The organism is Streptomyces sp. B3I8 (assembly GCF_030816915.1).
Taxonomy (GTDB): domain Bacteria; phylum Actinomycetota; class Actinomycetes; order Streptomycetales; family Streptomycetaceae; genus Streptomyces.
In genome coordinates this window covers 3,577,596-3,598,897 of record NZ_JAUSYN010000002.1, presented here as the reverse complement: position 1 = coordinate 3,598,897, position 21,302 = coordinate 3,577,596, and the positions used below count along the sequence as shown (strand labels likewise).

At 74.1% G+C, this 21,302-nt stretch carries 18 protein-coding genes, 1 tRNA gene and 1 pseudogene; 4 read left to right on the top strand and 16 right to left on the bottom strand.

The window, feature by feature from the left end:
- Window positions 1-40: 40 nt before the first annotated feature.
- The 7 genes from QFZ64_RS18115 to pdhA all read right to left on the bottom strand — a co-directional run bounded on the left by QFZ64_RS18115 (window position 41) and on the right by pdhA (window position 7,850).
- A complete protein-coding gene (locus QFZ64_RS18115; RefSeq protein WP_307066982.1) occupies window positions 41-184 on the bottom strand; it encodes a hypothetical protein in 144 nt (47 codons plus the stop codon).
- A 228-nt stretch (window positions 185-412) separates the two neighbouring features.
- The gene (locus QFZ64_RS18110; RefSeq protein WP_307066980.1) at window positions 413-1,513 is read right to left on the bottom strand and encodes a TrkA family potassium uptake protein; all 1,101 of its coding nucleotides are present in this window, start codon (window positions 1,511-1,513) and stop codon (window positions 413-415) included.
- A 60-nt stretch (window positions 1,514-1,573) separates the two neighbouring features.
- Window positions 1,574-3,004 (bottom strand): molybdopterin molybdotransferase MoeA, encoded by a 1,431-nt coding sequence (locus QFZ64_RS18105; RefSeq protein ID WP_307066979.1) that lies wholly within the window; start codon window positions 3,002-3,004, stop codon window positions 1,574-1,576.
- A gap of 59 nt (window positions 3,005-3,063) precedes the next feature.
- Window positions 3,064-4,194: an NTP transferase domain-containing protein gene (locus tag QFZ64_RS18100; RefSeq protein ID WP_307066977.1), complete on the bottom strand. Its 1,131-nt coding sequence runs from the start codon at window positions 4,192-4,194 to the stop codon at window positions 3,064-3,066.
- Window positions 4,195-4,264: 70 nt separating this feature from the next.
- Window positions 4,265-5,713 carry a dihydrolipoamide acetyltransferase family protein gene (locus QFZ64_RS18095; RefSeq protein WP_307066974.1) on the bottom strand — a complete coding sequence of 483 codons (1,449 nt, stop codon included), beginning with the start codon at window positions 5,711-5,713 and terminating at the stop codon, window positions 4,265-4,267.
- Window positions 5,713-6,717, bottom strand: coding sequence for an alpha-ketoacid dehydrogenase subunit beta (locus QFZ64_RS18090; protein ID WP_307066972.1), 1,005 nt, complete (start codon window positions 6,715-6,717; stop codon window positions 5,713-5,715). The genes QFZ64_RS18095 and QFZ64_RS18090 overlap by 1 nt, the downstream gene beginning before the upstream one ends.
- A complete protein-coding gene (gene pdhA, locus QFZ64_RS18085; RefSeq protein WP_307066970.1) occupies window positions 6,714-7,850 on the bottom strand; it encodes a pyruvate dehydrogenase (acetyl-transferring) E1 component subunit alpha in 1,137 nt (378 codons plus the stop codon). The genes QFZ64_RS18090 and pdhA overlap by 4 nt, the downstream gene beginning before the upstream one ends.
- A gap of 175 nt (window positions 7,851-8,025) precedes the next feature.
- Between pdhA and QFZ64_RS18080 the strand changes: the two genes are divergently transcribed.
- Window positions 8,026-8,556, top strand: a complete 531-nt coding sequence (locus QFZ64_RS18080; protein ID WP_307066968.1) for an Lrp/AsnC family transcriptional regulator — start codon at window positions 8,026-8,028, stop codon at window positions 8,554-8,556.
- A gap of 68 nt (window positions 8,557-8,624) precedes the next feature.
- Here QFZ64_RS18080 and QFZ64_RS18075 read toward each other — a convergent pair whose 3' ends face one another.
- Both QFZ64_RS18075 and QFZ64_RS18070 read right to left on the bottom strand, forming a co-directional pair.
- Window positions 8,625-9,218, bottom strand: coding sequence for a TetR/AcrR family transcriptional regulator (locus tag QFZ64_RS18075; RefSeq protein WP_307066966.1), 594 nt, complete (start codon window positions 9,216-9,218; stop codon window positions 8,625-8,627).
- The gene (locus QFZ64_RS18070; protein WP_307066964.1) at window positions 9,215-10,738 is read right to left on the bottom strand and encodes a 3-hydroxyacyl-CoA dehydrogenase; all 1,524 of its coding nucleotides are present in this window, start codon (window positions 10,736-10,738) and stop codon (window positions 9,215-9,217) included. Before QFZ64_RS18070 ends, QFZ64_RS18075 begins: the two co-directional genes overlap by 4 nt.
- A 121-nt stretch (window positions 10,739-10,859) precedes the next feature.
- Here QFZ64_RS18070 and paaN point away from each other — a divergent pair, with 121 nt between their 5' ends.
- Entirely contained in the window at window positions 10,860-12,551 is a 1,692-nt protein-coding gene (paaN, locus tag QFZ64_RS18065) for a phenylacetic acid degradation protein PaaN (protein WP_307066962.1), read from the top strand.
- A 164-nt stretch (window positions 12,552-12,715) separates the two neighbouring features.
- Here the strand turns inward: paaN and QFZ64_RS18060 are convergent, their stop codons facing one another.
- From QFZ64_RS18060 to QFZ64_RS18030, 7 genes and pseudogenes are all read right to left on the bottom strand, one after another.
- On the bottom strand, window positions 12,716-13,540 hold the full coding sequence (locus QFZ64_RS18060) for an RNA methyltransferase (protein WP_307071753.1): 825 nt from the start codon (window positions 13,538-13,540) through the stop codon (window positions 12,716-12,718).
- Window positions 13,537-14,856: an HTTM domain-containing protein gene (locus QFZ64_RS18055; RefSeq protein WP_307066960.1), complete on the bottom strand. Its 1,320-nt coding sequence runs from the start codon at window positions 14,854-14,856 to the stop codon at window positions 13,537-13,539. The genes QFZ64_RS18060 and QFZ64_RS18055 overlap by 4 nt, the downstream gene beginning before the upstream one ends.
- A 55-nt stretch (window positions 14,857-14,911) precedes the next feature.
- Window positions 14,912-15,418 (bottom strand): annotated as a pseudogene (locus tag QFZ64_RS35380) (DUF5819 family protein); the annotation flags it as partial.
- 484 nt (window positions 15,419-15,902) lie between these two features.
- Window positions 15,903-16,250 (bottom strand): rhodanese-like domain-containing protein, encoded by a 348-nt coding sequence (locus tag QFZ64_RS18045; protein ID WP_307066958.1) that lies wholly within the window; start codon window positions 16,248-16,250, stop codon window positions 15,903-15,905.
- 64 nt (window positions 16,251-16,314) lie between these two features.
- The gene (locus QFZ64_RS18040) at window positions 16,315-17,148 is read right to left on the bottom strand and encodes a hypothetical protein (RefSeq protein ID WP_307066956.1); all 834 of its coding nucleotides are present in this window, start codon (window positions 17,146-17,148) and stop codon (window positions 16,315-16,317) included.
- A 284-nt stretch (window positions 17,149-17,432) separates the two neighbouring features.
- Window positions 17,433-18,896 (bottom strand): DUF2252 domain-containing protein, encoded by a 1,464-nt coding sequence (locus QFZ64_RS18035; RefSeq protein ID WP_307066954.1) that lies wholly within the window; start codon window positions 18,894-18,896, stop codon window positions 17,433-17,435.
- A gap of 244 nt (window positions 18,897-19,140) precedes the next feature.
- A tRNA-Leu gene (locus QFZ64_RS18030) sits at window positions 19,141-19,227 on the bottom strand.
- Window positions 19,228-19,803: 576 nt separating this feature from the next.
- Between QFZ64_RS18030 and QFZ64_RS18025 the strand changes: the two genes are divergently transcribed.
- Both QFZ64_RS18025 and QFZ64_RS18020 read left to right on the top strand, forming a co-directional pair.
- Window positions 19,804-20,655, top strand: a complete 852-nt coding sequence (locus QFZ64_RS18025; protein WP_307066951.1) for a DUF3662 and FHA domain-containing protein — start codon at window positions 19,804-19,806, stop codon at window positions 20,653-20,655.
- Between the two features lie 10 nt (window positions 20,656-20,665).
- Window positions 20,666-21,190 (top strand): FHA domain-containing protein, encoded by a 525-nt coding sequence (locus QFZ64_RS18020; RefSeq protein ID WP_030376905.1) that lies wholly within the window; start codon window positions 20,666-20,668, stop codon window positions 21,188-21,190.
- The last annotated feature ends 112 nt before the right edge of the window (window positions 21,191-21,302 follow it).

Sequence of the window (21,302 nt, the reverse complement as noted above, 5' to 3'; positions counted from 1 at the left end):
GTCCTCCCCCTCCACCGACCCGCAGGCCGCCCGCGCCGGCTCACCGGACGGGCGGTCCGTCCCGCGGACCACCGCCGTCGGTCAGGTCGACCTCGGTCCCGGGGCGCTCGTCCACGGGCGGTTCGTCGACCGGCTCAGCCGCGACGCGGGCCAGTGGCGGATCGCCCACCGGGCCGCCGTCCACGACTCCGCCACCTTCACCTGCCCCTACGGGTTCGTGCCGGTGGACGAAAACGTCGTCCACCGGTTTCCGCGCGAGTACGCCCCGCTGTCGGACGTGCTCGAGGTCAGTGGCTTCGAGACCGGGGAGTGCCCCACCCGGGCCTTGCAACCGCACGCACCGGACCCCGCTCGGGTCGGTCGAAGACGCACCGCGCCTCCCAGCCGGCCTGATCCAAAAAAACGAAAGACCCTAGTCCTGCGACATCCGGCGCAGGTCGGGGGCCACCCGGTTGCCGGAGGAGGAGGCCCGGACGATGGCGATCAGCCGGTCGGTGAGCTGGAGCGTGCCGATGGACGGGTCGTCGTAGCCGAGCACCCGGTGCCCGCGGATGACGCTCACCACCAGGTCGTCCGTCTCCCGCACCTTCCGGCCCACCTCGGCCTTTATGACGGGCCGTTCGATCATGTCCAGGCCGGTGCCCTGCTGGATGAGGTCCTCCATGACCACACCGGCGGCGGGGCTGAGCACCGAGAGCCCGAGCAGCCGGCCGGCGGCGCTGGCGCTGGTGATGACGGCGTCCGCCCCGGACTGGCGCAGCAGCGGCGCGTTCTCCTCCTCCCGCACCGCGGCCACGATCTTCGCGCCGCGGTTGATCTGGCGGGCGGTGAGCGCGACGAGGACGGCCGTGTCGTCGCGCTGCGTGGCGATGATGATCTGGCGGGCGCGGTGGGCCTCGGCCCGTCGCAGCACGTCGCTGCGGGTGGCGTCGCCGATCACGCCCGCGTAGCCGTCGGCGGTGGCCGCGTCGACGGCCTTGACGCTGGGATCGACCACGACGACCTGGTCCTTGCCCAGGCCCGTGGCGCACACGGTCTGGATCGCAGAGCGTCCTTTGGTGCCGAAGCCGATCACGACGGTGTGGTCCCTCAAGGCCGCCCTCCAGCGGTTCTGCCGGAACTCTTCCCGGGTGCGCTCGGTGAGCACCTCGAGAGTGGTGCCGACCAGGATGATCAGGAACAGCACGCGCAGCGGCGTGATGACGAGGATGTTGGCGAGCCGGGCCGCGTCGCCGGCCGGGGTGATGTCCCCGTAGCCGGTGGTGGAGAGGGTGACGGTGGCGTAGTAGAAGGAGTCGAGCAGATCTACGCCGTCCCCGACGTTGTCGTGGTAGCCGTCCCGATCGAGCCAGACGGTCAGCGCGGTGACGACGAGAACGAGCAGCGCCATCAGCAGCCGCTTGCCGACCTGGCGGATCGGGCGGTCCACGACCCGCCGCGGCAGCCGCACCCGTGCGGTCGCGAGATGCTCGTCCGGCTGGCGGGCGATGGCGTCCCGGCCCGGAAGTTTCACGTGAAACACTCCCCGTTCACTGCCCGTGAGGTGAGGTCCTCGGTCGGCCCGGGTCGGGCCTCAGGCGAGACATACCCCGATTCCCGCCAGCGCCCAGGGTAGATCCACCAGTTCGAGCTCCGCGCCCGGCCCCGTGCCACCGGGCGGTACGACCACCAGCGCGTCGGCGGCGGCGATGCCGCGCAGCATCGCCGGGCCGTTGAAGCGCAGCGGCACCGCGTACTCGCCGCGGACGGTGACGGGCACCAGACGGGTGTCGTGCGGGTGCCCTTGCACGGCCTCCCGGACGGGCAGCGTGTACGGCTCCGGGGCCGTCCGTCCGGCGAGGACCCGCAGCAACGGTTCGGCGAGCGTGCACAGGCCGGAGACCGCCGCGAGGGGGTTGCCGGGCAGGCCGACGAGGTGCCGTCCCTCGTCGAGGCGGGCCAGCAGCATCGGGTGGCCGGGTCGCACCCGGACGCCGTCGACGAGGAGTTCGGCGCCGATCGCGGCCAGGGTGGGGTGGACGTGGTCGACCGGGCCGGAGGCGGTGCCGCCGGTGGTGACGATCAGATCGGCGACGGAGCGGGTGACCGCCTTGCGCAACGCCTTCTCGTCGTCGGCGATCCGGCGCACGGCCACGATCTCGGCGCCGAGCGCGCGCAGCCAGGGCGGGAGCATGGGGCCGAGCGCGTCACGGATGAGCCCGTCCTTCGGCAGCCCCTCGGTGAGCAGTTCGTCGCCGAGAACGAGGACCTCGGCGCGCGGGGGCGGCAGCACGGCGAGGGTGTCGTACCCGGCCGCCGCGGCGAGGCCGAGCACGGCGGGGGTCACCACGGTGCCGGCCGGAAGCAGGTGGTCGCCGCTGCGGCACTCCTGGCCGCGCGAGCGGATGTCCTGTCCGTGGGCCGGGTCGCGGGAGGCGTGCAGGCGTCCCTTGTCGTCGAGGCGACCGTGCTCGCTGCGCAGGATCGCGGTGGTGTCCGGTGGGACGCGGGCGCCGGTCGCGATGCGGACCGCCTCGCCGTCGTCCAGCGGGCCGAGGCCCGCATGACCCGCGAGGACGCCCTCCTCCCGGACGTCCCAGGGGCCGGGGCCCGCGACCGCCCAGCCGTCCATGGCGGAGGTGTCGAAGGAGGGCAGGTCGGTGAGGGCGGGCAGCGGAGCGGCGAGGACAAGGCCGAGGGCGGCGTCCAGCGGCCTGGTGACGGGGGTCCGCGCGGGCACGGAGCGGGCGGCGCGTTCGGCCAGGGCGCGGGCGCGCGGCCAGGGGATCGCCTGGTGGTGGCGGTGCGCGGCGGGTGAACTCCCGGTGCCGGACGGGAAGCGGCGGGGGCCGGGGTCCGCGGGAGCGGCGGGCGACGAGGGCGACAGGGGTGAAGACGGTGACGAGGGTGACTGGTGGGACTCGTCACGGACGAGGGCAAGGGCCTCCTCGATGTCGGGGTCCTGCGGCAGGGCCGGACGGGTGCGGGCACCGCCGAGGCGGGCCTCGCCGTCGCCGCGTGCCATGGCCAAGGCCTCCTCCACGTACCGTTCGCCGCCGTTCCCGGTCCCCGGACCGCGCCCGGTCATCCGGCGTCCGGCCCGGTGCCGTCGCGGTCGCCGACCGGTCCGCCGCCCGTGGCCGCCCCGGGGGCCCCGGTGGCGGTGGGGGCGGTGTCGGCGGCGGTCGGGCCCGCGTCACCCGCGGCGGGCGCGGTTCCGGTGGCGGCGGGGACGCCGCCGGTGGCTGCGCCCGCGTCCTCGTCGACCCAGCGCAGGGCGAGGGCCGCGGCCTTGCGGGCCGCCTCGGCGACCGCCTCCGGGCCGCCACCGGCGCGTCCGGCCGCGTACCCCGCGAGGAAGGTGGTCAGCGGGGCCGCCGGCCGGGCCACGCCGTGCGCGGCGTCACGGGCGAGGTCGAGCAGGACGCCGGTGTCGACGTCGAGTTCGATGCCCAGTTCGTCCTTGACTGCGGTGATCCATTCATCCAACACGTGCCCATGCTCCCTGATCCGTGCTCTGGCGGCGGCGATGTCGTCCCAGGTGTCGCAGTCGAAGGACGCGACGGGGTCGCCGGCGCGGGTGAGGCGTAGCGCACCGGTCAGCCGGCGCAGCGACAGCCCGGCGAGAGCGCCGTGACCGCCGGGTTCGCCCGGCCCGCCGCGACCACCGGGGGGCTCGCCGTGACCGCCGGCGCCGTGCGGTCCGCCGTGGCCACCGCGGTCGGTGTGCTCGGTGTGCTCGGTGGCGAGCCGGTCGAGTGCGCGGCGCAGGGCGTCGGCACGGTACGCGGCCACCAGTGGCTGGTCGCGGCCCTCGGCATCGCTGAGCAGCGCGCCCTCGGCGCCGCTCGCGGCCAGGGCGGCCGTCAGCCGCCGTACCGTCGCCATGCCGAGGAACGGCAGGTCGGCGGAGAGGACGACGACGACCGGGGCCGTGGTGTGCCGCAGTCCCGCGTCGAGCGCGGCGACGGGGCCGCCGCCGGGCGGCTCCTCGCACGCCCAGCGCACCGGACGGGCGGTCGGGCGGGGGTCGGCCACCACCACGGTGACGGCCGCGTCGGCGCAGGCGGACAGTACGCGGTCGAGCAGCGCCCGACCGCCGACGCGGACGCCCGGCTTGTCGGCCCCGCCGAGCCGCCGGGCGGCGCCCCCGGCGAGCACGACGGCGTCGAAGGCGCCGGCAGCGTCCGCTGCGGGCTGCTGGTACGCGGTCACCCCAGGAGTATGGGCTCCCGCACCCCAGGTGGTGTCGCGGGGGCACTCGCTCGTACGCCCGTGTCCGCGCTCAGAGGGTGCGCAGAAGCACCGCGGGCTGCTCCACGCAGTCCGCCACGTACCGCAGGAAACCGCCCGCCGTGCCGCCGTCGCACACCCGGTGGTCGAAGGTGAACGAGAGCTGGACGACCTGCCGGACCGCCAGTTCGCCTTCGTGCACCCACGGTTTGGGGACGATGCGGCCGACGCCGAGCATCGCGGCCTCGGGATGGTTGATGATCGGCGTGGAGCCGTCGACACCGAACACGCCGTAGTTGTTCAGCGTGAAGGTGCCGCCGGTGAGGTCCGCGGGGGTCAGGGTGCCGGCCCGCGCGGCCTCCGTGAGCCGGGCGAACTCGGCGGTGAGCGACTCCGCGTCGCGCGCGTGCGCGTCCCGGACGACGGGGACGACGAGTCCGCGTTCGGTCTGCGCGGCGAACCCGAGGTGCACCTCGTCGAGCCGGACGACCTCCCTGGCCTCCAGGTCCACCGTCGAATTGAGGTCGGGGAACCGGGCGAGCGCCGCCGTGCAGATCCGCGCGAGCAGCGCGAGGAGGGAGATCTTCGGCCCCCCGGAGGCGTTCATCGCCGTACGGGCGCGCAGCAGTTCGGTGGCGTCGGCGTCCACCCAGCAGGTGGCGTCGGGGATCTCCCGGCGGCTCCGGGACAGCTTGTCCGCGACGACGCCGCGGACACCGCGCAGCGGGATCCGGGTGCCGTGCACGACGCCCTCGTCCGGCACGGGGGCGGGAACGGGTGCGGGTACGGGAGTGCGGCCGCGGGCGGCGTCCGCGCGGAGCGCGTCCTCGACGTCCACCCGCAGGATCAGCCCGTCGGGCCCGGACCCCGACAGCCTCCGCAGGTCCACCCCGTTCTCCCGGGCCAGCCGCCGCACGAGCGGCGAGATGACGGCGACGGGGCCGCTCTCGTCCCGGACGGGAGCGGCGGGGACGACGGAGGAAACGGAGTCGACGGGGGCGACGGGGGACCCAGCCTCCTCGCCGGATGCGGAGGCGTGACCGGCCCCGGCACCGACCCGCTCGGTCCGCTCGGCCTGCTCGGCCCGCTCGGCCCGCTCGGTCGGTGCATTCGCCGTATCCGACGCAGCCGACGCGTCTCGCCCAGTCGGCCCGGCGGCCGGGCGCACCCGGCGGCGCCGGGACGGTGCCTCGCTCGTGCCGTAGCCGACCAGGACGTTGCCCGAGGCCGACCCGTTGCCCGCCGAGGTCCCGGACTCGCCGACGGCGACCGTGATCAGCGGGGCGCCCACCGGCAGTTCCGTGCCCTCCTCGCCGAAGCGGGCGGTGACCACGCCGCCGTAGGGGCAGGGCACGTCGACCATCGCCTTGGCCGTCTCGACCTCGACGACGGGCTGGTCCACGGCGACGACGTCGCCGACCTCGACCAGCCAGCGGACGATCTCCGCCTCCGTCAGCCCCTCGCCGAGATCCGGCAACCGGAACTCCAGCACCTGCGCCATCAGTTCTCCGCCTCCCACTGCAGCCGCCCGACCGCGTCCAGGATCCGGTCGACGCCGGGCAGATGGTGCCGCTCCAGCATCGGCGGCGGATACGGGACGTCGAACCCGGCGACGCGCAGCACCGGCGCCTCCAGGTGGTGGAAGCAGCGCTCGGTCACCCGGGCCGCGATCTCCCCGCCGGGTCCGCCGAACCCGGTCGACTCGTGCACCACGACCGCGCGCCCGGTGCGCCGCACCGACGCGCAGACCGTCTCGTCGTCGAACGGCACCAGCGAGCGCAGGTCGACGACCTCCAGGTCCCACCCCTCCTCCCGGGCCGCCTCGGCCGCCTCCAGGCAGACGGGCAGCGACGGACCGTACGTCAGGAGCGTGGCGCTGCCGCCCCGGCGCCGCACCACCGCGCGTCCGACGGGTTCGACGGCCGGTGGGTCCTCCGGGTTCCAGGTGTCCTTGGACCAGTACAGCCGCTTGGGTTCGAGGAAGACGACGGGGTCGTCGGAGGCGATCGCCGCGCGCAGCATGCCGTAGGCGTCGGCGATCGTGGCGGGGGTGTACACGTGCAGTCCCGGGGTCGCCATGTAGTACGCCTCGGAGGAGTCGCTGTGGTGTTCGACGCCGCCGATCCCGCCGCCGTAGGGGATGCGGATGGTCAGCGGCATCGGCATCGCGCCGCGGGTGCGGTTGCGCATCTTGGCGACGTGGCTGACGAGCTGCTCGAACGAGGGGTAGGCGAACGCGTCGAACTGCATCTCCACCACCGGCCGCAGCCCGTACATGGCCATGCCGACGGCGGTGCCGAGGATGCCGGCCTCGGCCAGCGGGGTGTCCGTGCAGCGGTCCTCGCCGAACTCGGCGGCCAGTCCGTCGGTGATCCGGAAGACGCCGCCGAGCGTGCCCACGTCCTCCCCCATGACGTGCACAGCCGGATCGGCGGCCATCGCGTCGCGCAGCGCGCGCGTGAGCGCCTGCGCCATGGTGGCGGGCCGGGCGGCGACAGTGGTCATCGGCCGGCCTCTTCCGCCTCGGCCGCCAGCTCCGCCCGCAGCTGCTCCGCCTGCTCTCGCAGTTGGGCGGTGGACCCGGCGTGGACGTGGGCGAACAGGTCGTCCGGGCGCAGGGCGGGGTCCTCGTTCATGCGGGCGCGCAGGTCCGCCGCCATGGTCTCGGCCGCGTCCCGCGCGGCCGTCCTGGTGTCGTCGTCGAGCAGCCCGCGGTGCGTCAGTTCCTCCTCCAGGAGCGCGATCGGGTCGTGCGCGCGCCAGGTCTCGACCTCCGCGTCGGAGCGGTAGCGCCCGGCGTCGTCGGCGTTGGTGTGCGCGTCGACGCGGTAGGTGACCGCCTCCACCAGCGTGGGCCCGCCGCCCTCGCGCGCACGGCGCACGGCGCCGGAGAGGACCTCGTGCACGGCCGCCGCGTCGTTGCCGTCGACCAGGCGGCCCGGCATCCCGTACCCGACGGCCTTGTGGGCCAGGGACGGGGCGGCGGTCTGCTTGGCGAGCGGCACGGAGATCGCGAAGCCGTTGTTCTGCACGAGGAAGACCACCGGCGCCTGCCAGACGGCGGCGAAGTTCATCGCCTCGTGGAAGTCGCCCTCGCTGGTGCCGCCGTCGCCGACCAGGGCGAGCGCCACCACGTCGTCACCCTTGAGGCGGGCGGCGTGGGCGAGCCCGACCGCGTGCGGGAGCTGGGTCGCCAGCGGCGTGCTCAGCGGGGCGACACGGTGTTCGTAGGGGTCGTAGCCGGTGTGCCAGTCGCCGCGCAGCAGGGTCAGCGCCTGCACCGGGTCGACGCCGCGGGAGACGACGGCGAGCGTGTCCCGATAGCTGGGGAAGAGCCAGTCGCGGTCCTGAAGAACGGCCGCGGCCACCACCTCGCACGCCTCCTGTCCGGTGCTGGAGGGGTAGACGGCGAGCCGCCCCTGCTTGGTGAGCGCCGTCGCCTGCGCGTTGAAACGGCGGCCGGCGACGAGCCGCCGGTACAGGCGGAGCAGCAGGTCGGGATCGGCGCTCCCGGCCGCCTCGGTGCCCAGGACGCGGTACGGCCGCGCGTCGGGCAGCAGCGGCGCCGGGTCCGTACGGGGCTGCCAGGCGGGCGGCGGGGTCGGCCGGTAGGCCCCCCGCTGCTCCATGACCGTCATGACGGCACCTCCTCGTGGGAGTGGCTACGCGGCGCGCCACGGTTGTGACGCGCCTCACCTACCGATTGTTCGGTCGTCGGCACATTTTGGCTACAGGGGCCTTCAGGCTGTGGACAAACGGTTCTGCACAGCCTGTGATGGGGGCAGGACGTCCATCGCGGAGAGGCGGGGGTGCATGTCATCTGAACAAATGGCCGACGGGGCCGGCCTCCGGGCCGATCCGCAGGCCCTCTCCGAGGCGGCCGGGCCCGACCTGCCCGCCCGTCCGCTGGACGCGGTGGACCGCGACATCCTGCAGATCCTCCAGGCCGACGGCCGCGCCTCGATACGGTCGGTGGCCGAACGCGTGCACGTCTCGCGCGCCAACGCCTACGCGCGCATCAACCGGCTCCTCGACGACGGCGTGATCCGCGGCTTCGGGGCGCGCGTCGACCACGAACGCGCCGGGCACGGGACGTCCGCCTACATCACGCTGCGGATCGTGCAGAACTCCTGGCGCACGGTCCGCGAGCAGTTGCGGCTGCTGCCGGGCGCCTCGCACATCGCCCTGGTGGGCGGGGACTTCGACGTCCTGCTCCTCGTCCACACCTCCGACAACCGGGCGCTGCGCGAGCTGGTGCTGACCCGGCTGCAGGCGATCCCGGAGGTGCTCGGCACGCGCACCCTGCTGGTGTTCGAGGAGGAGGACCTGGAACCGCAGAGCTGAGGGCCGTGCGCGCCGCACACGAGGACCGGCCCGCCCGCCGCCTCAGCCCTTGCCGTCCCGGCCCCGCCTCAGCCCTGCCTCAGCCCCGCGAACGCCATCCGGACCACCGCGTCGACGATCTCCCGCTCGGCGGCGCCGCTGCCGCGCCCGTCCGGCCGGTACCACTCGACGATCGAGTTGATCATCCCGAAGAGCAGCCGCGTCGCCAGCCGTACCTCCACGTCCCCGCGCACGTCCCCGTCGGCCGCCGCCGCCCTGAGCAGCTCGGCCACCCGGTGGTCGAACTCGCGCCGGCGCTCCAGCGCCCACCGCTCGGTGCCGGTGTTGCCACGCACCCTCAGCAGCAGTGTCACGTACGGCAGTTCGGTGGTGAGCACCACCACCGTGCGCCGCACCACGTACTCCAGACGCTCCACCGCGCGCCCCTCGCACGCGGGGGGCTCGTCGAGGATCCCGAAGAGGCCGTCCAGCGCCCGGCTCACGGCCCGGCGCAGCAGCTCCTCCTTGCCGCTGACGTGGTGGTATATCGACGACTTGGAGATACCGGCCGCCTTGGAGAGGTGTTCCATGGAGGTGCCGTCGTAGCCGCGCTCGTTGAAGACCCGCACGGCCACCGAGAGCAGGCTCTGCGGGGTGTACGTGTCGCGCCGGGCCGTGGTCATGAGGTGCCCTCCCGCTTCTCGGAGGCGTACGCGTGGCGGTAGAGCGCGAGGGACGGCGCGTAACGACCGGAGGGGTCGCGCAGATGCAGGTCGTCGAGGAGGGCGTACGCCCAGTTGCGGCCGAGCCGACGGCTCCATTCGAAGGGCCCGAGCGGATAGTTGACGCCCAGGCGCATCGCGGTGTCGATGTCCTCCTCGGTGGCCACGCCCTTGGCGACGGCGTCGTGCGCGAGGTCGACGATCCGCGCCACCGTACGGGCGACGATCATGCCGGGGGCGTCCCCGATGACGCTGACGTCCTTGCCGAGCGCCTGGAAGAGCCCGGTGGCGCCGGCGAGCGTGGCCCGGGCGGTGTCCTGGGAGGCGGACAGGGCGATGCGGCCGGCCTTGCGGTAGTCCAGGGCGAGGTCGAAGTAGACGACGTCCCGGAACTCCACGGAGGTCTGCCCGTCGGCCAGGGCGAGCTGGCCGCCGCCGGGCAGCACGATCCGGCTGCCCTGGTCCTCGTCCTCCTCGCGCACCGGGATGCCCGCCTCGCGGATCAGCGTGAGCAACTCGGCGGCGGGGCCCAGGTCGCCCTCGACCACGACGTACGCGGGCGGCTCCGCCTTCTCCGCGGTGTGCGGTTCGGGGCGTTCGGCGGCGCCGGTCCCGTCGGAGTAGTCGTACCAGCCGTGACCGCTCTTGCGGCCGAGCCTGCCGGACTCCACCAGCCGCCGCTGGGCGAGGGACGGCGTGAAGCGCACGTCCCGGAAGAAGGACCGCCACACGGAGTGCGTCACCGACTCGTTGACGTCCTGGCCGATGAGGTCGGTCAGTTCGAACGCGCCCATCCGGAAGCCGCCGCACTCGCGCAGCACCGCGTCGATCGTGGCCGGGTCGGCCGCCTGGGACTCCAGGACGGCGAACGCCTCGGCGTAGAAGGGGCGCGCGATGCGGTTGACGATGAAGCCGGGGGTGTCGGCGCAGGCCACCGGCGTCTTGCCCCAGGCGCGCGCGATCCCGTACGCCCGCGTGGCCGAGGTGACGTCGGTGGCGTACCCGGAGACGACCTCGACCAGGGGCAGCAGCGGGGCCGGGTTGAAGAAGTGCAGCCCGACGAGGCGGCCGGGGTGGCGCAGGGCGCCGCCGACGGCCGTGACGGAGAGGGAGGAGGTGTTGGTGGCCAGCAGGCACTCGTCGTCGACGACGTCCTCGAGGGCGCGGAACAGCTCCTGCTTGGCCTCCAGACGCTCCACCACCGCCTCGACGACGAGGGAGCAGTCGGCGAGTTCGGCCGGTCCGGCGGCGGGCCGCAGCCGGGCGACGGCCGCGTCCCGGTCGGCGGCGGACATCCGTTCCTTCGCCACGAGCCGGTCCAGCCGGGCGGCGAGCGCGGCGGCCGCCTCCTCGGCCCGGCCCGGGAGTGCGTCGTACAGCCGTACGACATGGCCCGCGACCAGCGCCACCTGGGCGATGCCCTGGCCCATGGTGCCGGTGCCGACGACGGCCACGGGGCTGCTGAGGTCGAGTCCTGTCATGCGCGCGATCCTCCCGCACGGGGTTGTCCACAGATGCGGCGGACCCCCTTGTCCCGACCGATCGTTCGGTTACTCTAGCCGTGTCCCCCCGTTCCTGCCCAGGTGAGGAGTTGATTCCCCGATGGCCGCCGAACCCGTCGCGCACCGGCTGATCACACAGCACCGTCCCACGCTCGACAAGGCGCTCGAAGCGATCCGCACCCGCGCGTACTGGTCCCCGCACCCCGAGCACCCCAAGGCCTACGGGGAGAACGGCAGCCTGGACGCGGCGGCGGGCAGGGCCGCCTTCGACGCCCTGCGCGGCACCCGGCTCGACCTCGGCCAGCCCGGCACGGACGACTGGGTCGGCGGCGAGGTCTCCCCCTACGGCATCGAGCTGGGCGTGACGTACCCGCACCCGGACGTGGACGTGCTGCTGCCCGCCATGCGGGCGGGACAGCGGGCCTGGCGGGACGCGGGTCCGGAGGTCCGCGCGGTGGTCTGCCTGGAGATCCTCAAGCGGATCAGCGACCGCACCCACGCGTTCGCGCACGCGGTCATGCACACCTCCGGGCAGGCGTATCTGATGGCGCTCCAGGCGGGCGGCCCGCACGCCCAGGACCGGGGCCTGGAGGCGGTCGCGTACGCCTACGCGGAGCAGACCCGCACCCCGGACAGCGCGGAGTGGACCAAGCCCCAGGGCAAGCGGGACCCGCTGGTGCTCACCAAGACGTTCCGGGCCGTGCCGCGCGGCATCGCCCTGGTCATCGGCTGCAACACCTTCCCCACCTGGAACGGCTACCCGGGCCTGTTCGCCTCCCTGGCCACCGGCAACGCGGTGCTGGTCAAGCCGCACCCGCGCGCGGTGCTGCCGCTGGCGCTGACCGTCCAGGCCGCCCGCGAGGCGCTCGCCGAGGCCGGTTTCGACCCCAACCTGGTCGCGCTGGCCGCCGAGCGCCCCGGCGAGGGCCTGGCGAAGACGCTCGCCACCCGCCCCGAGGTCAGGATCATCGACTACACCGGATCGACGTCCTTCGGCGACTGGCTTGAGACCCACGCCCGCCAGGCGCAGGTCTACACGGAGAAGGCCGGCGTCAACACGGTCCTCGTGCACTCCACCGACGACTACCGGGGCATGCTCGCCAACCTGGCGTTCTCGCTGTCCCTGTACAGCGGCCAGATGTGCACCACCCCGCAGAACCTGCTGATCCCCCGCGAGGGCATCACCACCGACGCCGGGCCGAAGACGTACGACGAGGTCGCCGCGGACGTGGCGAAGGCGGTCGAGGGCCTGCTGGGCGACGACACCCGGGCGAACGCGCTGCTCGGCGCGCTCGTCAACCCCGACGTCAGGGCCCGGCTGGAGGCCGCCCCCGGCCTCGGCGAGGTCGCCCTCGCCTCGCGCGAGGTGGCCCACCCCGACTTCCCCGACGCGGTGGTCCGCACCCCGGTGCTGGTCAAGCTGGACGGCGCCAAGCCGGACGCCGAGGCCGCGTACCTCAGCGAGTGCTTCGGCCCGGTCTCCTTCGCCGTCGCCGTCGACTCCACGGCCGACGCGCTCGAACTGCTGCGGCGCACGATCCGCGACAAGGGCGCGATGACGGTCGGCGCGTACACCACGTCACCGGAGGTCGAGGAGGCCGTCGAGGAGGTCTGTCTGGAGGAGTGCGCCCAGCTCTCCCTCAACCTGACCGGCGGCGTCTACGTCAACCAGACCGCCGCGTTCTCCGACTTCCACGGCTCCGGCGGCAACCCGGCGGCCAACGCGGCCCTGTGCGACGCGGCGTTCGTCGCGAACCGGTTCCGGGTGGTGGAGGTCCGGCGCCCCGCTTGAGAGGCGCGGGGAACCGCGCGGCAAGCCACGACGAACCCGCACCCGCCGACGAACGCCGAACCCCCCGAGCTGAACGGCGCCCGGGGGGGCAAAGGGGCCCAGCCCCTGAAGGCCGGGAAGGGAAGGGGCGGCGGGGGCGACCGAAAGCCCCCGCCGCCCCCACCTCACTCGCCCCCTTCGCCCCCCGCACTCCAGTGGAACAACGCCATCCCCACACTGGTCGCGAGGTTGTAACTCGACACCTGCGCCCGCATCGGCAACGCCACCAACCGGTCCGCCCGCGCTCGCAGCACCTCCGAGAGCCCGCTGCGCTCGGAGCCGAACGCGAGCAACGCGTCGTCCGGCAGCGTCACCCGACGGATGTCCTCCCCCTCGGGATCCAGCGCGTACACCGGCCCCGCCGGCAGCTCCGCGACGTCCATCCGCTCCACGGCCGTCGCGAAGTGCAGCCCCGCCCCGCCCCGCACCACCGCCGGATGCCAGGGGTCCAACGTGCCGGTCGTGACGACCCCGGTCGCCCCGAACCCCGCCGCGAGCCGGATGACGGCGCCGGCGTTCCCGAGGTTGCGCGGATCGTCGAGCACGACGACCGGCGCCCGCCGCGGGGCGTGCGCCAGCGCCCGCAGATTCGCCTCGCGCGCCGGGCGGTCCGCGAGAGCGGCCACCCCCGTGGGATGCGGCCGGGCGACGAGCGCCCGGTAGGCCGGCTCCGGCACCTCGGTCAGCAGCGCCGCCAGCGTCTCCCGTACGTCCGGCGCCAGTTCGTCGGCGAGCGCGAGGGCCGCCGCCCGGTCGACGGCGACCGCCACGGGCACGCGGGCGCCGAAACGCAGCGCGTGCTTGAGCGCGTGGAAGCCGTCGAGCAGCACGGCGCCGTCGGCACCCCGGCGCCAGAGCCGCACGGCCTCCTCGGCACCGTACGGCGCGGCGGCCGCCCCAAAACCGTACGACGGACCGCTTGACGAGGCCGCAGCCTCGGGGTGGTTCATGCCGTCGAGCCTACGTGCGTCTCGGCACCCTGCTCCGCCGCGCGCTGCCGGGGCACGGCCGCCCCGGCCTCCCTGCGGCCGAGGCGGGCGGACAGCGCCCACCGCCCCCGCAGCGCCCACCCGCCGACGCGCCGCAGGAAGGACGTCGGCAGGAACACCGCGTCCGCGGCGATCATCGCCAGCGAGAAGAACGGCAGCCCGAGCAGCACGGCGATCGCCGCGTGCTCGGTCATCATGAGCACCAGCAGCCCGTTCTTGACCCGCCGGTCGAGCAGGGTGAACGGGAACGCGACCTGGGCGATCACCGTGCCGTAGGTCACCAGCATGACCATCACCCCGCCGGCCGCCAGTACCTGCGAGAGCTCGGGCCAGGGCGAGAAGTAGTCCAGGTGCAGCGGGTAGTAGACGGCGGTGCCGTCCTGCCAGCGCGAGCCCTGGATCTTGTACCAGCCGGCGGTCGAGTAGATCAGACACGCCTCGACCATGATCACGAGCAGCGCGGCGTTGTGCGCGAGGTTGGCGACGACGTCCAGCAGGATGCGCGGCTCGCCGTGCGGCGCCCGGCGGCCGACGTACCACCACAGTCCCTGTACGGCCCACAGCCCCCAGAACACGACCGCCCAGCCGACGGTGAGCTTCCCGGCAGCGCTCGCCACGGCGAGCGCGAGACCCAGTACGGCCCACAGGGCGGGGCCGGCCCGGTCCGCCGCCGGTGCCTCGCCCCGCGCGCGGGCGGCGCGGGCCCGCCGCTCCCGGCGCGCGTCCAGGGACCACACCTGGGCGCACCGCGTGAACACCAGGTAGATCGACATGAGGTGGACGACGTTGTCGCCGCCGTCGCCCATGAAAACGCTGCGGTTCTGCAGCGACAGCACGCCCACCATGAACAGCACGGACGCCGCGCGGGTGCGCAGGCCCAGCAGCAGGGCGACGCTGGACAGCGCGGCCAGCGCGTAGACGAGCTCGAACCAGGCGCGGCCGTCGGCCCAGATCAGCACGGTGAAGGCATGGTTCTGCGCGATCAGCCGCTCGGCCAGCTCCTGGCTCCAGGGCCCGTCGGGCCCGTACAGCTCGTCCCGGTGCGGGAACTCGCGCAGCAGGAACAGCAGCCAGGTGAAGGAGAACCCGATCCGGACGACCGCGCTCTGGTACGGGCCGAACGAGGTCGCGGTGGTCCGGGCGATCCCCCGCGCGAGGGAGGCGGACAGCCGGCGCCCCGGCGCGGGCGCACCGTGCACGGTGCCGGGCGCCCTGTCCTGCTCGCGGCTCACGGTCTCGCGGGCCGTTCCGTGGCCGGCCGTGTCGTCGCGGGCCATCAGGCGTCCGCCCCCGTCCCGACGTCGTTTCGTTCCTGGACAGCGTCCACCAGGGGAGCACCCGGTAGACCGGGGCGTCGGAGACCTTCTCCGCACTCCACGAGGGCGGCTGGACGTTGCTCGTACTGGACCGCAACTGGACACGCTCGACGGTGCCCTCGCGGACCTCCGCCGACAACCGGTCCACGCGGCGCGCGACGATACGGCGCAGATAGCTCTCGGAGAGCTCGCCGCGCAGACCGGACGGGCGGTTCGCGTTGTCGTGCGAGGAGGAGTAGAAGTCCCAGGCCCGCCGCAGTTCGTTCTGCTGGGTGTGGCTCGGCAGCGGATTGTGGCGGATGTCGGCTCCGTCGAGCGCGGAGAGGTCGTACCAGCCGGTGGTGCGCACGCCGCCCTCGCCGGTACGGAGGTCGACGCGGACCTGGACGTCGATGTTCTGCTGCAGCGGGTTGGGCGCGAACAGCTTCCAGTTCTGCTCGAACTCGGGGTAGATCCAGTCGTCCACGGCCCGGCCGTGCTGCTTGGTCAGCGTGTTGGAGGGCGCGACGTGCAGGAACACCATGCCCAGGTGCACGAGCGCACCGACCGCGACGACGGCGAGCGCGAGCGCGGCGGCTATCTGGTAGCGCAACGAGAGCGCGGTGATCCCGGCGGGGGCGTGGTCGGGGACGTCGGAAGCGCCGACGGGCGGACCGTCCGCCGACGGAGGCGTCCCGTCAGGGGCATCGGCCGACGGAGGCGGGCCCTCGGAAGCGCCCCCCGACGGAGGCGGGCCGTCGGAGGCGTCGGAGCCATCGGAGGCGTCGGCCGACGGGAGTGGATGGTCGTCGGGGGTGGCCGCCGCCCGCCGTGGGTGCGCGCCCTCGTCGTACCTGTCCATTCCGCCCCGTCTCCCCAGCAGTCGTGTCCCGCCGGGCGCCGGTGCCACCGGCGCCCGCCCGTTCGCACCGGAACGGTACTCAGCCCCACCCGTCCCGCACAGCTCCGGGGACTGGGCGGTCACCGCGGGCGACGCCGGGAGCGTCCGCGGGAAGGTTCCGGTCGGTCTACAGCACGAAGCCCGGCTCACCCTTGTCGTCCACGACCGGGCGGCCGCCCGCCGCCCACGCCTGCATGCCGCCGTCGACGTTGACCGCGTCCACGCCCTGCTGGGCGAGGTACATGGTGACCTGGGCCGAGCGTCCGCCCGAGCGGCAGATCACGTGGATCCGGCCGTCCTGCGGCGCGGCCTCGGTGAGTTCGCCGTAGCGGGCCACGAAGTCGCTGAGGGGGATGTGCAGCGCCCCGGCGGCATGACCCGCCTGCCACTCGTCGTCCTCGCGGACGTCCAGCAGGAAGTCGTCGTCCTTGAGGTCCGCGACCTCGACCGTGGGTACACCAGATCCGAAAGGCATGGCCCCGACGCTACCGGACCGGTCCGCCGGGCGTACGGCGTCCCCCGAGGGGCGCCGTACGGGCTCAGTCGCGCCAGCGGGCCAGTTCGGTCTCGCGCTCGGCGACCTGGGCCAGGAGCTGTTCGGCGACCTCGTCGAGGAGGCGGTCGGGGTCGTCGGGGGCGATCTTCAGCATCGACCCGATCGCGCTCTCCTCCAGCTCGCGCGCGACCACCGTGAGCAGCTCCTTGCGCTGGGCGAGCCACTCCAGCCGGGCGTACAGCTCCTCGCTGCGGCTCGGTCCGCGCTCCGCGGGGGCCGGGCCGGCCGCCCACTCCTCGGCGAGCTCCCGCAGCTGTGCCTCGTCGCCGCGGGCGTACGCGGCGTTGACCCGGGTGAGGAACTCCTCGCGGCGCTTGCGCTCGTCGTCCTCCTGGGCGAGGTCGGGGTGCGCCTTGCGGGCGAGTTCGCGGTACCGCCGGCGGGCCTCCTCGCTGGGGCGGACCCGCTCGGGCGGCCGTACGGGCTGGTCGGTGAGCATCGCGGCGGCCTCGGGGAAGAGGCCGTCGCCGTCCATCCAGCCGTGGAACAGTTCCTCGACGCCGGGCATGGGCATGACCCGGGCGCGTGCCTCGTCGGCGGCGCGACGGTCCTCGGGGTCACCGGTGCGGGCCGCCTTGGCCTCGGCGATCTCGGCGTCGAGTTCGTCGAGGCGGGTGTACATCGGGCCGAGCTTCTGGTGGTGCAGCCGGGAGAAGTTCTCGACCTCGATGCGGAAGGTGTCGACGGCGATCTCGTACTCGATCAGGGCGTTCTCCGCCGCCCTGACGGCCCGCTCGAGCCGGTCCTCCGGGCGCGGTTCGGACGAACCGTCAGCCGACGGTTCGGATGCGGTGGGCTCGGCTTCGGGCGTCGTCACCCACCCAGCGTAAGACACGACCGGCCCCGGCCCGCCAAAAGAACGGCACCCACGCGGCGGGGCCACACATCGGCACCGCCCCGCGCGCCCGGAAGGGGCGCGGGGAACTGCGCGACCAGCCACGACGTACCCGCGCCCGCCACGCGGCCGGCGTTCCCGAGCCCTCGGGCGCCAGGGCGCGGCCCCGCGCCGGCGACGGGCGGCTCCGCACCTGTCCTCGCCGGGGATCACGGGAGAGACCTCAGGGCGGGAAACCGCGCGAAACGGGGCGGAGCCCCGCCGGGTCAGACACCCCGCTCCGCCGGCACGCGGCCGGCTGCCACCGCCGCCACCAGTGCCGCGTGGCCCCGTTCCACCCCGTCCGCGTAGGCGACGGCGAACGCGGCCAGCGCCTCGTCCAGTTCCTCGTTCTTGCCGCAGTACCCCGCGATCAGCCGCGGGTCCGCGCTGTGCGTGTGGGCGCGGGCCAGCAGCGCGCCGGTCATCCGTCCGTAGTCGTCGAGCTGGTCCGCGGCGAGCGCCGCGGGATCCACGCTGCCCTTGCGGTTGCGGAACTGCCGCACCTGGAACGGCCGCCCCTCCACCGTCGTCCAGCCCAGCAGAATGTCGCTGACGACCTGCATCCGCTTCTGCCCGAGCACCACCCGCCGCCCCTCGTGCGGCACCTCCGGCACGGCGTGCCCGGCCGCCGTCAGGTGCGGCAGGAGCACCGAGGGGCGCGCCTCCTTCACCTGGAGCACCAGCGGCTCGCCCCGGTGGTCCAGGAGCAGCACGACGTAGGACCGCGTGCCCACGCTGCCCGTACCGACGACGCGGAACGCCACGTCGTGGACCGCGTACCGGGCGAGCAGCGGCAGCCGGTCCTCCGGCAGCGTCGTCAGGTACTCCGCCAGCGACGCCGCCACGGCCGCCGCCTCCGCGTCGGGCACCCGGCGCAGCACCGGCAGCGCCTCGGTGAAGCGCCGGCCGCCGTCCCCGTCGTCCTCGGTGGACTTCGCGGCGAACCGGCCGCTGGTGTTGGCGCGGGCCTTCTTCGCGACCCGTTCCAGGGTGCCGAGCAGGTCGTGCGCGTCGGTGTGGGAGACGAGCTCCTCGTCGGCGATGGCGTTCCAGGCGTCCAGCACCGGCATCTTCGCCAGCAGCCGCATGGTGCGCCGGTAGGCGACCGCCGCGTCCCGCGCGGCCGCGGCGCACGCGTCCTCGTCGGCGCCGGCCTCGCGTCCGGCGAGCACCAGCGAGGTGACGAGCCGCTTGAGGTCCCACTCCCAGGGGCCGAACGCCGTCTCGTCGAAGTCGTTGAGGTCGATGACGAGTCCGCCGCGCGCGTCGGCGTACAGGCCGAAGTTGGCCGCGTGGGCGTCGCCGCAGATCTGGGCGCCGATGCCGGTGGCCGGGGTGCGGGCGAGGTCGTGGGCCATCAGACCCGCCGAGCCGCGCAGGAAGGCGAACGGCGACGCCGTCATCCTGCCGACCCGTATCGGGGTGAGCTCGGGAATCCGGTCGCGCCCCGACTCCTCCACGGCGCTCACCGCGTCCGGCCGGTCCGGGTGGGCCTCGTACGCGGCGTGGGCGGCGCGCGGCACCCGGTCGCGCAGCGCCTTGCCCTCCTTCTTGGGCGACCCCGGCGCGGACCGCGGGGCGAACCCGCGCACCGAGGGGATCCGAACCGACCCGGCCGGCGCAGCCGTCACGCCGGCCTCGGCCGCCCCGGCCTCCGCGCCCGCCGTCTCCACTTCACTACCGGTCATCCCGACCGCCTCCACCACGAACACCGAATCGACGCGGCGACCGTACAACCGGGGTCACGCTCCCGCGTCACGCCCGCGCTCGAGATCCCCGCCCGCCGCCGTCCACCACGGCTTGCTGCTGAGACATTACTCACAGCACCCGCCCGACCCACCCCCGGGACCGCGCACTCGCGCACTCGCCGCACCGGAGAAGGTGCGGACACGACGAAGCGGGCGGCATCCTGAGGATGCCGCCCGCTTCGTATGGTGCGCGAGGGGGGAGTTGAACCCCCACGCCCTTTCGGGCACTGGAACCTGAATCCAGCGCGTCTGCCTATTCCGCCACCCGCGCATTGGGTGTTGCCTTCGGGCTGCGGCCTTTTCGTGGCGCCGCGCCGTCCGACATGCAGAAGATTAGCACGCCGTCGAGGGTGCGTTCACCTCGCTTTCCCCGCCCCCGAAGGCCTCTGGCGGACGCCCCCGGGAGCCCGCCCCGCACCCGTTCGGGACGCCCCCGCGCCGTCCCGGCGGGCCCGTTCCGCGCCGCCGTGTCCGGTCCGTCCCGGCTCCCCTCCGCCCGCTTCCGTGTCAACGCGTCCCGTTTCACGTATCAACCTCGTACCGGTCCCGCGCATCTCCACAGAAGCCGGGCGAGCTCCACAGCCGGGTGCGGGACACTGGTCTCCGGCCGCCTCTACGATCCCCCTGCGGGACACCGCCCGTGAGGAGTTCGAAGAGGGGCCGTACCGGGAATCCGGTCCACCGGGACCTCGGACGTCGCGACATCCTTCGACCGGGCCGACAGGGGGAACCAGCCGATTTCCCGGCGCGTGGATACGATCAGTAAGCAGTACGAGCAACACGGGCGGCGCGAGCCGCACCGGCGGTACCCGGCAGCACAGAGCGGCAACGACGGAGGAGGTGCCCCATGGGAGTCCTGAAGAAGTTCGAGCAGCGTCTCGAAGGTCTGGTCAACGGCACCTTCGCCAAGGTGTTCAAGTCGGAGGTCCAGCCGGTCGAGATCGCGGGCGCGCTGCAGCGCGAGTGCGACAACAACGCGACCATCTGGAACCGCGACCGCACGGTCGTCCCCAACGACTTCATCGTGGAGCTGAGCGCGCCGGACTACGAGCGCCTCAGCCCCTACTCGGGCCAGCTCGGCGACGAGCTGGCCGGCATGGTCCGCGACTACGCCAAGCAGCAGCGCTACACCTTCATGGGCACGATCAAGGTGCACCTGGAGAAGGCCGAGGACCTGGACACCGGTCTGTACCGGGTCCGCAGCCGCACCCTCGCCTCCTCCACCGACCAGCAGGCCCCCGGCGGCGGACCCGCCCCGGCCGCACGGCCGGGCGGCGCCCCGGGCGGCGGCTACGGCTATCCGCCGGCCGTCGCGCCCGCCGCGGCACCCCCGATGCCGTCCGCGCCGCCGCCCGGCGGCCGTCCCGGCGCCGCGCCCTACGGCTCCCGGCCGCCGTCCGCTCCCGCGGGCGGCGGGCGGACCCGCCACTGGATCGAGATCAACGGCACCCGCCATCAGATCTCCCGCCCGACGCTGGTGCTGGGCCGCAGCACCGACGCCGACGTGCGGATCGACGACCCCGGCGTGTCCCGCCGGCACTGCGAGATCCGGACCGGAACGCCCTCGACGATCCAGGATCTCGGGTCCACCAACGGCATCGTGGTGGACGGACAGCACACCACCCGCGCTACGCTCCGCGACGGCTCGCGGATCGTCGTGGGCAGCACCACCATCATTTACCGGCAAGCCGAAGGGTGAAGCGGGGGCAATGTCAGAGCTGACCCTCACGGTCATGCGGCTGGGTTTCCTGGCCGTACTGTGGCTGTTCGTGATCGTGGCCGTGCAGGTCATCCGCAGCGACCTGTTCGGTACGCGCGTCACCCAGCGGGGGTCGCGCCGGGAGGCCGGGCGCCAGCCGCAGCAACAGGCCCAGCGCCAGGCGGCGGCACCTCCGCCGCAGCGCCAGCAGTCGGGCGGCGGCGGCCGACAGCGCCGCGGCGCCCCGACCAAGCTGGTCGTCTCCGAGGGCACCCTCACGGGCACCACGGTCGCCCTCCAGGGGCAGACCATCACCCTCGGCCGGGCACACGACTCCACGATCGTGCTGGACGACGACTACGCCTCCAGCCGGCACGCGAGGATCTACCCGGACCGGGACGGCCAGTGGATCGTCGAGGACCTGGGCTCCACCAACGGCACCTATCTCGACCGGACCCGGCTGACGACTCCCACACCGATTCCGCTGGGCGCGCCGATCCGCATCGGCAAGACCGTCATCGAGCTGCGGAAGTAGTGCTACGTCATGAATGAGCGCGAGCCGAGCGAGCGTGCGGGGGCGGGCCGCGAACCGGTCCCCGGCGCGCTCCCGACCGGAGGGTGGGCACAGTGCGGATGTACCCGGAGCC

What these genes read in the sequence shown, in the direction of transcription:
- pdhA (WP_307066970.1), bottom strand. Translation starts at nt 7,850, where the DNA reads ATGACGGTCATGGAGCAGCGGGGGGCCTACCGGCCGACCCCGCCGCCC.
- QFZ64_RS18090 (WP_307066972.1), bottom strand. Translation starts at nt 6,717, where the DNA reads ATGACCACTGTCGCCGCCCGGCCCGCCACCATGGCGCAGGCGCTCACG.
- paaN (WP_307066962.1), top strand. Translation starts at nt 10,860, where the DNA reads ATGGCCGCCGAACCCGTCGCGCACCGGCTGATCACACAGCACCGTCCC.
- QFZ64_RS18045 (WP_307066958.1), bottom strand. Translation starts at nt 16,250, where the DNA reads ATGCCTTTCGGATCTGGTGTACCCACGGTCGAGGTCGCGGACCTCAAG.
- QFZ64_RS18070 (WP_307066964.1), bottom strand. Translation starts at nt 10,738, where the DNA reads ATGACAGGACTCGACCTCAGCAGCCCCGTGGCCGTCGTCGGCACCGGC.
- QFZ64_RS18020 (WP_030376905.1), top strand. Translation starts at nt 20,666, where the DNA reads ATGTCAGAGCTGACCCTCACGGTCATGCGGCTGGGTTTCCTGGCCGTA.
- QFZ64_RS18105 (WP_307066979.1), bottom strand. Translation starts at nt 3,004, where the DNA reads ATGGCACGCGGCGACGGCGAGGCCCGCCTCGGCGGTGCCCGCACCCGT.
- QFZ64_RS18060 (WP_307071753.1), bottom strand. Translation starts at nt 13,540, where the DNA reads ATGAACCACCCCGAGGCTGCGGCCTCGTCAAGCGGTCCGTCGTACGGT.
- QFZ64_RS18080 (WP_307066968.1), top strand. Translation starts at nt 8,026, where the DNA reads ATGTCATCTGAACAAATGGCCGACGGGGCCGGCCTCCGGGCCGATCCG.
- QFZ64_RS18035 (WP_307066954.1), bottom strand. Translation starts at nt 18,896, where the DNA reads ATGACCGGTAGTGAAGTGGAGACGGCGGGCGCGGAGGCCGGGGCGGCC.
- QFZ64_RS18025 (WP_307066951.1), top strand. Translation starts at nt 19,804, where the DNA reads ATGGGAGTCCTGAAGAAGTTCGAGCAGCGTCTCGAAGGTCTGGTCAAC.
- QFZ64_RS18055 (WP_307066960.1), bottom strand. Translation starts at nt 14,856, where the DNA reads ATGGCCCGCGACGACACGGCCGGCCACGGAACGGCCCGCGAGACCGTG.
- QFZ64_RS18095 (WP_307066974.1), bottom strand. Translation starts at nt 5,713, where the DNA reads ATGGCGCAGGTGCTGGAGTTCCGGTTGCCGGATCTCGGCGAGGGGCTG.
- QFZ64_RS18075 (WP_307066966.1), bottom strand. Translation starts at nt 9,218, where the DNA reads ATGACCACGGCCCGGCGCGACACGTACACCCCGCAGAGCCTGCTCTCG.